Genomic DNA, 12,574 nt, shown 5'->3' on the forward strand with positions numbered 1-12,574 from the left:
GGCCTCGTCTGCGTTTGATCCCCCTAAATCCCCCTTTTTAAGGGGGACATTTTTGCGTTCCCCCCTTTTTAAGGGGGACTTTTTTGCGTTCCCCCCTTTTTAAGGGGGACTTTTTTGCGTTCCCCCCCTTTTTAAGGGGGGCTAGGGGGGATCGAGAGAAGGTGAACATCGCTAAGAGCAGTTTGTGTATAAGCAGTAGCCCCTAGGGAGAGGGCTAGGGTGAGGGCTTTCCGGGATCTGGCTAATTTTGTCAGTCAACCAGGTTGTTCCCTCAGATCGGATCGTGAGTGAGTTTTAATGAAAGCATTGGGATTGGGTTTTGATCGTTGATGCTGTTTTACAAGATGTGCCTATGGCTGCCTCCCTGCTCCACAATCGCTACGGAATTACCCGCACCTTGACCACCGGCTTGCTGCATCAGCAGTATTTAGCCGAAGATTTGCAGCGGCCCGGCAATCCCACCTGTTGGGTGCAGCATTTCCGCCTCAACGCGACCCATCCCACGTTACTTCAGGCGGCGCGAACCCTGTTTCAGAAGGAAACCAAACGCTTGCAACGGTTGGGACAAAGCCCCTATATCCCTACGGTTCAGGCGGCGTTTGAGGAGGAGCAGGAATTTTATCTGGTGCAGGATTGGCAACCGGGGCGATCGCTCCTCGAACAATTGGACACCAGCCCCAGGCTAGAGGCCAGTGAGGTGATTCGCTTGCTACAGCAATGGTTGCCCATTCTCACCGTGGTCCATGATCAGGGCCTCACCCATCGCAACTTGAGTCCGGCGAGTTGGCGTTGGAGTGAGCGCGATCGCCATTGGCTGTTAACGGATTTTGGCGGTTTGGCCCAGTTGGGCCTGTTGCAACTCAATGGCCAGGGTAAAGTGACGCTGCGGCAGCGGGTCGGGCAACCGGGCTACAGCCCCCCCCAATGGCAGGGTAAAATCACCCCGGCTTACGATCTCTACAGTGTGGGGGTGTTGGCGGTGCAGCTTTTAAGGGGCTGCGACCCCGAAGCGATTGATCTCGAAGGGATGGATCTCGATGGGATGTTCAAGGAGGGCGATCGCCTCCAAACCGTTCTCCAAGGTCTGCTGCAATTCACCTATCCCACCGCCCAAGATGCCCTCCAATGGCTCAACGGCACTGCCATGACCATCGCTACCTGGGACGAGGACGACGATACCCCCGCCGCCACCGTTGCCCAAACCGCATCCACCGATACCCCTGCCACCACCGCCAACCAAAAAACCGCCGTCCTCAACCCCACCGATCCCCCCAAACCGCCGCCCCCACTCTTCTCCCCCTCCCCCCCAGCGGATCTGATTGGGCAACGCTACCGGATCATCCGGCAACTGGGCGATGGGGGGTTTGGGAAAACCTTTCTCGCCGAAGATGAGCAATTTCCCGGCCGGCCGCAATGTGTGGTGAAACAACTGCACCCCTACCGCACCACACCCCAAGCCTTGAAGTTAGCCCGCCGCCTCTTTTTCAGTGAAGCGGAAGTCCTCAGCCAACTGGGGCAGCATCCGCAGATCCCGCAATTGCTCGCCTATTTTGAAGAAGATAGCGAGTTTTATCTGGTGCAGGACTATATCGAAGGGCAGGATATTGATGCCGAGTTACACCCTGGCAAAACCTGGAGCGAGGTCAAGGTAACGCGCCTGTTGCGGGAGGTCTTGGCCATTTTAGAGTTTGTCCATGGCAAGAATGTGATTCACCGGGATTTGAAACCGGCCAATATTCGACGGCGCACGACGGGGGAATTGGTGCTGATTGATTTTGGGGCGGTGAAGCAAATTGGCGAACAGGTAGAGCGTCAGGGGAAAACGAATATGACGGTGGCGATCGGCACGCCAGGCTATGCCCCCAGTGAGCAAACCCAAGGGAAACCCCGGCTCAATAGTGACCTCTATGCCTTGGGCATGATTGCGATCCAGGCGTTAACGGGCGTTGAGCCGGAACATTTACCCGAAGATCCCCAAACTGGGGAGGTGCTGTGGCACGATCGCATCCAGCAAAAAAACATGAATCCAGCCCTGCGGGATATTTTGGATCGCATGGTGCGCTACGACTTTCGGCAACGCTACACCACGGTGGCGGAGGTGTTGCGGGATCTCGATGGGATCGGGTCGCGGCGTTCAACGGTGATCCGCCCGATTCAAAAACTGAATCAAAAAAAAGTACCGCCGGCGGCGACGATCGCGATCGTGATTGCCGTTGTGGTGGCGACGTTGGTGTTGTTCTACAGCGTCGCTGTCCATGTGATTCGGCAAATCACCCAAACCGCCACCCTCTCGAATGCCGACCCCGCGATCACTGCCCCCCAGGATACGGAAGACCCGTCCGACGCACCGCTGCCGCAGCTTCCGGCTCAACTGCGTTCCTTTGATTTTGCGATCGCCGCTGCCACCTACAGCCCCGCCCTCGATCGCATCGTCATGATCCCCACCAACGCCAACCAACTGCACCATTACAGCCCCCTCTCCCAACGCTTGCAAACCATCCCCCTGCCAAACAGCCCCCGCCTCGTCGTCGTCGATCCCTCCGGGCAACTGGCCGCCGTGGCCAATGGCAATCAATTGACCCTCATTAACCTCCAACGCAACCAAATTGAAAACCAGATCATGGTCGCCGGACAAATTCATGATCTCGTCCTCACCGCCAATCGCTGGGCCTATGTGTCCAGCACCGACAACCCCAGACTGTGGGGGATTAACCTCAACACCAACGAAGCCGCTCGCCTCGAAACGGCCGGCCTCAGTTTTGCCGAAAGTAGCCTCACCCTCCACCCCAACGGCCGCACCCTCTTAGCCCTGAGTCGGGGGGGGAAACAGGTGCAAGTGGTGGATTTGTCCCAGGGGGAGCCGGTGGTGCGGGGACGCTGGCAAGGGGCCGGGGATCAGAGCGTCGGCGATCGCCTCTGGATCACCCAAGACGGCCGCCGGGCCGTGAGCGATCGCGGCTTCTCATTCCCACTGCCCAGCCTCCAAGGCAATCAAACGATGCAACCGAATGCGATCGGCCTCCAAAACACCAACCCCCTCCCCCATCGCTTCTCCCTCAGCCCCCCCCTCCTCGCCCTCGACGGCGACCCCGCCAATCAACTCATTCAACTCGATCCCCAAACCCTCGCCCGCCGCCAAGCCTGGCAACTTCCCCCCCTCACCGCCGCCGGCAACACCACCCCCCTCACCGGGCAATATCTCTTCGTCAACCCCCGCAACAACGAATACTACATCCTCGCCCAACCCAGCCCTGGAACCGGAACCGTCCTCCTCCAAGGTCAACTCACCCCATAGCACATCATCCCGTTGATTTTATTGTTTGTTGAATTTATGTGAACCATAACGAAAAATCATCACACAACCTTAAGAAATATTAAAAAATCAGGACAATTAATGGGAGAATGAACCTGTTTCTGTAGCGCATCACTCCGCGTTGAACCCTCACCTTGAATCCTGAATGACTGAATCATTTCCGTGGCTCACCACCATTCTCGCCCTACCCTTCGTGGCGGCCCTCCTCGTTCCCATCATCCCAGACAAAGACGGCAAAACCCTCCGCTGGTATGCTCTGAGCGTTGCTCTCATTGATTTCGCCCTCATGTGCCAAGTGTTTTGGCAACATTACGATCCCGCCCAATCCGGTTTCCAAATCGTTGAAACCTTTAACTGGATTACCCCCCTCGGTATTCATTGGACGGTATCCGTCGATGGCATTTCCGTTCCCCTCGTCCTCTTAGCCGGATTTGTCAGCACTCTTGCCCTGCTCTCCGCGTGGCAAGTAGACCGCAAACCCCGCCTTTTCTACTTCCTAATGTTGGTGCTCTATGCCGCCCAAATTGGGGTCTTTGTCGCCCAAGACCTCATTTTGTTCTTCATTATGTGGGAACTAGAATTAGTGCCGGTGTACTTGCTCGTCTGCATTTGGGGCGGGCCCAAGCGGCAGTATGCTGCCATGAAATTTTTACTCTATACCGCCTTGGCCTCAATCTTTATCCTCGTGGCGGGTCTGGCCTTGGCGCTCTATGGTGGTGGGCCACTGAGTTTTGATCTGGTGGATCTCGGCTTGAAGGAAATTCCCCTCACCTTGGAAATTCCCCTCTATTTGGGCTTGCTCGTTGCCTTTGGGGTGAAGTTAGCCGCCTTCCCCTTCCATACCTGGCTTCCCGATGCCCATGGTGAAGCCTCGGCCCCGGTGTCGATGATCTTGGCGGGGGTGCTGTTGAAAATGGGAGCCTATGGCTTGATTCGGTTCAATATGGGTCTGTTGCCCGATGCCCATATTTATTTTGCGCCGCTGTTGGTGACGTTGGGGGTGGTGAATATTGTCTATGGCGCGTTGACCTCCTTCGCCCAGATGAATATGAAGCGCCGCTTGGCCTATTCGTCGGTGTCCCATATGGGGTTTGTCTTGATTGGGATTGCCTCATTTACGGATTTGGGGATGAGTGGGGCGATGCTCCAGATGATTTCCCACGGCTTGATTGCGTCGGTGTTGTTCTTCTTAACGGGGGTCACCTACGATCGCACCCACACCCTGACCCTGGATGACATGGGGGGCATTGGGCGGTTAATGCCGAAGGTCTTCGCCCTCTACACGGCCGGGGCCCTCGCTTCCCTCGCTCTCCCTGGCATGAGTGGTTTTGTCAGTGAGTTGGCGGTCTTCTTGGGCATTGCCACCAGTCCGGCCTATAGTTTGACGTTTCGGGTGGTGATTGTTTTCTTGGCTGCGGTGGGGGTCATCCTCACGCCGATCTATCTGCTCTCCATGGTGCGGCAGGTGTTTTACGGATCGTTCTACGGCTCGAAGATTATTCCCGCCTGCGATATTGCTGACCCTGAACTGCGGCGCGATTTCACAGAGAACCAAGCGGCGGTCTGTTTCGGGACGGATTGCGTCCTGCCGGGTGAGTCGGTGTTTGGCGATACTCGCCCCCGTGAAGTGATGATTGCGGTGAGTTTTCTGGCGTTGATTATTGCGATCGGCTGCTATCCGAAGCTGGCCACCTCGATCTATGACACCAGCACCACAGCGGTGAATGGTGCGATGGTGGCCACCTATGAACAGGTGCAGGCCGGGGCGACGGCGATCGCAGAAGCAACGATTCTGCCCCATCCTTAACCCAGCCAATTGGCTAGGAATTGCCGGGAATTGACCGCAAAAAAGGGGCTTCACGCCCCTTTTTTGCGGCTTGATGCTCAACCTTAAAGTTAAGCCTCGCAGCGTTAAGCCCCGCTATCGAGTTCCGCCTGGCACACATCCAACAGATGCTGCACCGCTGCGATGGGGCGCACGGGATCAAAGGCGGGGTCTTGTTCGATTTTGTGGAGGTAATGCTGGGGGTCGCGTTGGATCGTGGGTTCGAGCATCCGGATGACTCCGATCCCATCGCCGAGCATGCCGTAACAGAGGGCGATCGCATACCACACCGTCTCATCATCGGGAGCGATCGCCCACAACTGCCGAAACACCGACAACGCCGCGTAGGGATGCCCCATTAACCGCAACAAATCCCCCTGCTGATAGACAGCCCAATAGTCATCGGGTCGCAGGCGTAACGCCTCACCATAGGCCTGAAAAGCAGCCTCATAGGCCCCACTTTGGCGCAGGGCATCCCCCCGCCGATACACCGTCCAATAGTCATCGGGTCGCAGGGTCAACGCCGCATCAAAACAAGCGATCGCCTCATCAAATTGCCCCGCCAACCGCAACGCCTCCCCCTGCCGGTAGCAACTCCAATAGTCATCGGGATTGGTTCGCCGCGCTTGGGCAAAATAATGGGCCGCCTGGGGATAATTCTCCAAATCCTTGAGGGCAATATAGCCCAAGCTATACCAAGCCCAATAATCATCGGAACGGGCTTGGGCCGCCGCGTGATAACAATGCATCGCATCTTCATAATCGCCCAATTCTTCGAGAATCGTGCCCTTGCGATACCAGCCCCAATAGTCATCCGGCTTATGTTCCAGGGCTTTTTCATAGCAAAACAACGCATCCTGATACCGGCGCTGATCATGGAGGGCGCGGGCCTGTTGATACCAGCCCTGATAGTTATCGGGACGCGCTTCGAGGGTGCGATAGATGGGGTGATTCATAGGGAAGGGCGGTGAAGCGATTCAGAGGATGACTAAGGTGATGAGGAATCGGGCTGCATTATTTTAGAAGATTTCACCGGAATTGAGATGTGTTGTATGATTCAGTGGCGAATTGAAACCACTTCATAATTCGTTAAACTTACGCCATCTGTGGGGCGATTTTTGGAAAGGAAGGGCCTAGAATAGGGAGGAGTCCCGATTCGCCATCAATCAGCCACTGAACCATGAGCGCAGTTCTAAACGTAAGCCAACAAAATTTGGGTGCCGAAGACGTTGTGAACTTGTTGACTTCACCGCAAGTTCTGCCCCATTTATTACGAGAATTGACCATTGAGCGTGCGATCGCAGAGATAGACTACAGCGACGCAGAACTGACTCAATGCTGCGAGGCATTGGCGAAAAACCCCCAATATTTCAACGTGGCCCCGGAGCAGATTCGCCGCATTGCCCCGCGTCAGTTGAAACTACAAAAATTCAAACTCGCCGCTTGGGGGAATCTCGTTGAAGCGGATTTTCTCAATCAACAGGAACGCTACGACCAAGTTCTGTTTTCCCTGATTCAAACCGACAATCTCGAAATCATCCAGGAACTCTATTTCCAGCTGCGGGAAGGGGAAGCGGATTTCGCAGAACTGGCCACCCGCTATTCCCAAGGTCCCGAAGCTCGTACCAATGGCCTCGTGGGGCCCCTAGAACTGCATAATCTCCATCAAAAATTGGCGCAGATGTTGCGGATTAGCCAGCCGGGCCAGGTGTCGCCGCCGTTTCGGGTGGATCAATGGGTGGTGATTGTGCGTTTGGAACGCTATATTCCGGCGCAGTTTGATCAGGCTTTGCGGCAACGGTTGCTGGATGAGCGGTTTGAAACCTGGATGCGCCAGGCGATCGCTCAACAGGCCGACGTGATTCAGATTCCCGATCTGCTCAATCTCCCCGCTGGGGCGGCTCCCGCATCCCTGCCCGCTGTGGCTCCGGCGACGGAAGCGGCTCCCGCTCCGACGGAACCGCAGGCGATCGCGCCCCTTCCCAGCAGTATTGACGAAGAACTCGAACCCCCCCTCTACCCTGAAAATTCCCCCGCCGCCGCGAAAGCACCCCAAAACGCGGCCCCGAAATCCCTCCCGGTTCCGGCGGTGAATCGCCTCGATCGTGATCCGAGCAAGCGCCGCAGCCCCCGGTTTACCGAAGCGGTGCTGATGTCCCTCGTGCCGTTGGCGTTGGGGGGGTGGTCTTTAGCGGCCCTCTTTGGTTTCGGTTCGGACTCGGCACCGGAGACCACGGCTCAACTCGCTGAAACGGCGAACTCGCCCACGTCATCAACGGCGATCGTTGCCACCACCCAAGCCAACGCCCAAAAAGAAGCGTTCCGCAATGCGGTGAACCATGCTAATGCAGCAGTGGAGGCGATTCCCAAGGCGAGAACGGCGGCGGATTGGGATGCGATCGCCCACCATTGGGAAACCTCAGTGGAGTTGATGCGGGCGGTTCCCGTCGATGACCCTAACTACGCCCAAGCCCAAGATAAGGTCATTGAATATCAAGGTTACGAAGAATACGCCCGCCAGCAGCAAGGGAATTCAGATCTCGCCTTTTATACGGCGGTGCGGGATGCAGAAGAGGCGGTTTTGATCGGTCAAAGTGCCCAGACTCATCAAAATTGGGATAAGGCGGTACGCGCTTGGGATCAAGCTGTGGTCTCGATGGAAGCGGTTCCTGAAGACAGTCAGTTCTACGGCGTGGCTCAGGAAAAAGCGATCGAATATCAAGTGTATTTAGAATATGTGAAGCGGCTGCGGGACAACACCGAGACGATCGCATTTGAGGTGCAAATCCAAGGCCGTGATACGCAAGAAAGGGTCGCTCTGCCGCTGTCACCCTCCAACAGTTCAGAGTTGTCGGACGGTGATCGGCTGCCGGCGGATCGAGAAGTTGATGGAGATGATCCCCAAATTGATGCTTCACTAGAGGGGGCAGACGCGGATTCAGCGGCTGTGGATTAACCCTTCGCGCCGGGAGTCTGATGGCTCCGGTTCACCTTCTGACGATGACTGTGATTTCTCAATCCTTGGCGGCGATCGCCACAACGCCCGCTGCCATTCAAACCCTTTTGCCCCTCTGTCGTGAACAGGGTTGGCCGCTCTTCGTGCCGCCCCACCTCGCGACGGAATTCCCCCTGCAATCCTACGGTGCGGGGTTGCGCGATCGCCTCCCCAGTCTTTGGCAGGACTATGACGGCCTGATTTTTGCCCTCGCCACGGGGGCCGTGGTGCGTCTCATTGCGCCATGCTTAACTGACAAAGCTACCGACCCGGCGGTGCTTGTGGTTGATCCCCAGGGCAAGACTGTGATCAGTCTCTGCGGTGGCCACCAAGGCGGGGGCGATCGCCTCGCCCAAACTCTCGCCCATTATTGGGGCGCGACCCCGATCATCACCGGCGCATCCCATGGTCAACAGATGCCAGCGGTGGATCTGTGGGGGGAACCCTGGGGCTGGCGACGGGGGGCGGGGGATTGGACGGGGGTGAGTGCAGCGATCGCCCGTCCGGCGGTGGTTCATGTCACCCAAACCAGCGGCGCGACCAGTTGGCGCGACAGTCTTCCCCCCGATCATCCCCTGACCTTCGCGCCAGACCCCACCGCCGCCGCCCAGGTTTGGATCGACTATCGCCCCCACCCGGCTCATCCTGAAACCCCCACGGTGCAATGGTATCCCCGCGTCCTCTGGGTGGGGATGGGGTGTGAACGGGGCACGAGTTTGGCCGTGATCACGGCGGCATTAACGCAAGTGTGCCAAGACTTTAACCTCGCCCCCGATGCGATCGCTGGCCTTGCCAGTATTGACCTCAAAGGGGACGAAGCCGCGCTCCTCGATCTCTGCGCTGCCCGTGACTATCCCTTCCGCACCTTTGCCGCCGCCACCCTCGCCGCGATCGCTGTGCCCAACCCCTCGGACTATGTCGCCCAAACCGTCGGCACTCCCAGCGTCGCCGAAGCTGCCGCCCTCCAGGCCAGCGGGGCCGCTGAGTTACTCGTCCCGAAACAGGTGATCAAAGTTGAGGGCGAAGGAGCCGTGACGATCGCGATCGCCCGCTCGGCCACAGAATACACGGGCCGCATCGGTGCGATCGCCCTCGTCGGCATGGGCCCCGGTGCTCTCAGTCAGATCACCCCCGCCGCCCAAATGGCCATCACCGCCGCCGATGTCCTGATCGGCTATTCCCTCTACCTCGACCTGATCGCGCCCCTCCGCCGTCCCGGTCAACAAGTGGAAGCCCTACCGATTACCCAAGAAACCCAACGGGCCGAGCGGGCCGTTGAACTGGCCAATCTGGGCCTGAGTGTGGCGGTGGTGTCGTCGGGGGATTGCGGGATTTACGGGATGGCGGGGCTGGTGATGGAAGTGCTGGCCGCCCAAGGTTGGGATGGTAAGACTCCCGCTGTGCAGGTATTCCCTGGCATCACGGCCCTCCAGGCCGCAGCGGCCCGGGTGGGCACACCGTTGATGCATGATTTTTGTGCCGTGAGTTTGAGTGACCTCCTCACGCCTTGGGATGTGATTGTTAAACGTCTCGAAGCCGCTGCCCAAGGGGATTTTGTGACGGCGTTGTATAATCCGCGATCGCGCCAACGCCAGCAGCAGATCGTCACTGCCCGCGATATTTTCCTCGCCCATCGCCGCCCCGATACCCCCGTCGCCCTCGTCAAATCCGCCTACCGCCCCGATGAGACCATTACCCTCACCACCCTTGATGAGATGCTCACCCACCCCATCGACATGCTCACCACCGTCCTAATTGGCAACAGCAACACCCGCCGCTACACCGATTGGCTGATCACCCCCAGGGGCTACGCAATTCCGGGGCAGGGTTAGGGTTGGCTATGATGCAAGGAATGTAGCGCGATCGCAGGTCTGATGAAAATTTGGCGTGATGTTTGGTCGGTATTGACAACGGAGATTGAATTTCAAGCGGTGATGGAAGGCAGTGTCGATGCCTTTACTCAGGTTTTGGCATTAGCGGGAACGCTGACTGAGCAGAAAGATGCCACAGCGATCGCGCCACTGGTAGGGCAGTTGGGGTCGTTGTTGGATGTGTTAAATTCACCGTTGATGCAGGTGGCAGGGGCGGCAGTTCCATTTGTGCCCGTGGCGACGGGGTTGTTGAAGTTCATTCTAGAGACAACTAAAGAAGAGCCAACCTTAGAGCAGCAAATCGCATTGGTGGGACAAGCCGCATATTTGCAAACGGTGGTGGCGTTTCTCGAAGAACACGCGGATCTCAAAGCGCAGTTGACGGAGCCAGCCTCCGAAGCAACCCAGCGTAACATCAAACGCTTGGGGGAGAATCTCGAACTCAAGGATGCGCGGGCGGTTTTGTTGTGTTTCCATCGGTCGGAGTTGGCGGGACAGTTTAACCCGATTTTGCAGGCTCGGTTTGAGGAGTCGGGATTAGAGTCGGAGCGGGCGGCGTTGGTGGTGGAGCGGATTGCGCGATCGGTGCATCGGTCGTTGAAGGAGGCTGTGGCCGAGGTGCAAGATGAGGCGAAAGATTTGGCGGCGATTTATGGCCAGGGTTGGCAGCGGGATTTAGAGGCCTATCGAAGCATTGATGACTATCTAAAGACGTACATCCAGTCGTTGCCCCAGGAGACGGTGTTTGATGAGGCATTTACGTTTCAGGATATTTATGTGCCGTCGGATGTGCAGCCGGTGAAGGATTGTGAGGTGCAAAAAAGGGAGCCTCGGCAGAATATTGAGGCCTGGGCCAAAGATCGTTTATTGGATGAACAGAAAGCGGGTCAAGTGCTGTTTGTTCAAGGCGGGCCAGGCCGGGGGAAAAGTGTTTTTTGTCGGATGTTTGCGGATTGGGTGCGGCGCGAATTACACCCGATTTTTACGCCGATTGTGATTCGGCTGCGGGATGGCATTGATCTGAAACGGAATTTTGATGAAGCGTTAGCAAGCGCCGTGGGTTGGGATTTCGTCAAGAGTGATAACGGCTGGCTCACGGATGCCAATACACGCTATCTATTTTTGCTCGATGGGTTTGATGAGTTGTTTCTAGAGCAGGGGAGCAAAGGGAGCGTCCAAGAATTATTAGATCAAGTCTCGCGATTTCAGGAACAGGCAGCACGGAATCCAGAGCGTGGCCATCGTTTACTTATTACAGGGCGACCGCTGGCACTCTACGGCATTGAACGCCAAATGCCGACAAATCTAGACTGGGTGAGTATTGCCCTCATGGAGGATTCAGCCCAGGAACAATGGTTCCGGCAGTGGTCTCAGGTGACGGATCAACCAACGGCGGCAGCGTTCCAAACCTTTTTGCAGGATTCGGGGTGTCCGGAGCAGGTGCAAGTGTTAGCGCAGGAGCCATTGTTGTTGTATCTCTTGGGCAAAATGCACCGAGATGGAGCCTTGGATGTTGCGATGTTCTCGGCGGGGGATGTTAATGTCGCCAAGGTTGAAGTCTACACAGCAGCAGTGGATTGGGTTTTAACACGACAGCGCCCGGAGCGTGTGACCACGAAACTGGCAGATCTTGGCCGCGAAGCACTACGGGCGGTTTTGGCGGAAGCGGGATTATGTGTGGTGCAGTCAGGGAATGAACGGGCGTTAATCTCGATGATTGAAAAACGCTTAGTTGATCGGGAAGATACTGAAGCAGCGGCACTAATCGAGGCAGCCCAGAGTAACAATGACAAAAATCCGCTGAAGAATGCGTTGGCGGCGTTTTATCTGAAATCAGGTGAAACCGAAAACTCTGTAGAATTTTTTCATAAAAGTTTTGGAGAGTTTCTCTGTGCAGAGCGGTTGGCCGATAGTTTCATGGAATGGACGGAAAGGCGAAGAGCAGGATACGCAATTAAGCCTAGTGAGTTTAAAGAGCGAGTCTATGACCTCTTGGGATACGGACATCTAAGCGGCGAAATTTTAGAGTATTTTATGGTGCTACTCCAGCGAAAGTTAGAGAATGATCAATGGGTGATTTTATTTGAGCGGTTAAATGAGTTCTATTTGCAGTGGAGTGATGGCCGATTCATTGAGGCGATTGATGAAAAGCGATTTTTTCCGTTGGAAAAGGCGCAACAAATGCAAGCTTACGATATTGACTTGGGACAACGCCAAGTAGACATTTACACGGGTTTAAATCTGCTCAAGATATTGCTAGCCATTCATCGTCATGGCCAAGCCAACGACGATTTAAACGCAACCATCAATTTTCATCCCTGCGGTGATCCGGAACAGGCAGACAACGAAACTGCATTCAAGAAAACTCGACTACTCCAAGTTATTCACTACAGCGACAGCATCCAAGCATTCACATTTTCAACTCAGCTACACCGCCATCTCAGAAACGCCGACCTCAGAAACGCCAACCTCAGTAACACCGACCTCAGTAACGCCAACCTCAGTAACACCGACCTCAGAAACGCCAACCTCAGTAACGCCAACCTCAGTAACGCCAACCTCAGTAACAC

Annotated in this window: 6 protein-coding genes; 5 read left to right on the plus strand and 1 reads right to left on the minus strand. The window is 56.2% G+C overall.

Features of this window, described 5'->3' with window-relative positions; translation table 11 throughout:
- The first annotated feature begins 352 nt into the window (after positions 1–352).
- Together PN477_RS18105 and PN477_RS18110 are read left to right on the plus strand one after the other, a co-directional pair.
- Positions 353–3,295, plus strand: a complete 2,943-nt coding sequence (locus PN477_RS18105) for a protein kinase domain-containing protein (RefSeq protein ID WP_272121496.1) — start codon at positions 353–355, stop codon at positions 3,293–3,295.
- A gap of 163 nt (positions 3,296–3,458) precedes the next feature.
- Complete coding sequence (locus tag PN477_RS18110) at positions 3,459–5,120, plus strand: NAD(P)H-quinone oxidoreductase subunit 4 (RefSeq protein WP_272121494.1); 1,662 nt, start codon at positions 3,459–3,461, stop codon at positions 5,118–5,120.
- Positions 5,121–5,224: 104 nt separating this feature from the next.
- Here PN477_RS18110 and PN477_RS18115 read toward each other — a convergent pair whose 3' ends face one another.
- Entirely contained in the window at positions 5,225–6,094 is an 870-nt protein-coding gene (locus PN477_RS18115; RefSeq protein WP_272121492.1) for a tetratricopeptide repeat protein, read from the minus strand.
- A 281-nt stretch (positions 6,095–6,375) separates the two neighbouring features.
- Between PN477_RS18115 and PN477_RS18120 the strand changes: the two genes are divergently transcribed.
- The 3 genes from PN477_RS18120 to PN477_RS18130 all read left to right on the plus strand — a co-directional run.
- Positions 6,376–8,094 (plus strand): peptidylprolyl isomerase, encoded by a 1,719-nt coding sequence (locus PN477_RS18120; protein WP_272147523.1) that lies wholly within the window; start codon positions 6,376–6,378, stop codon positions 8,092–8,094.
- A gap of 44 nt (positions 8,095–8,138) precedes the next feature.
- A complete protein-coding gene (gene cobJ, locus PN477_RS18125; protein WP_272121488.1) occupies positions 8,139–9,965 on the plus strand; it encodes a precorrin-3B C(17)-methyltransferase in 1,827 nt (608 codons plus the stop codon).
- Between the two features lie 42 nt (positions 9,966–10,007).
- Positions 10,008–12,574, plus strand: a 2,567-nt coding sequence (locus PN477_RS18130) for an NACHT domain-containing protein (RefSeq protein ID WP_272147525.1), incomplete at its 3' end; no start/stop codon positions are given.

Origin of the sequence: Spirulina subsalsa CS-330, from assembly GCF_028330765.1 — a bacterium.
GTDB lineage: Bacteria > Cyanobacteriota > Cyanobacteriia > Cyanobacteriales > Spirulinaceae > Spirulina > Spirulina subsalsa_A.

What these genes read in the sequence shown, in the direction of transcription:
- PN477_RS18105 (WP_272121496.1), top strand. Translation starts at nt 353, where the DNA reads ATGGCTGCCTCCCTGCTCCACAATCGCTACGGAATTACCCGCACCTTG.
- cobJ (WP_272121488.1), top strand. Translation starts at nt 8,139, where the DNA reads ATGACTGTGATTTCTCAATCCTTGGCGGCGATCGCCACAACGCCCGCT.
- PN477_RS18110 (WP_272121494.1), top strand. Translation starts at nt 3,459, where the DNA reads ATGACTGAATCATTTCCGTGGCTCACCACCATTCTCGCCCTACCCTTC.
- PN477_RS18115 (WP_272121492.1), bottom strand. Translation starts at nt 6,094, where the DNA reads ATGAATCACCCCATCTATCGCACCCTCGAAGCGCGTCCCGATAACTAT.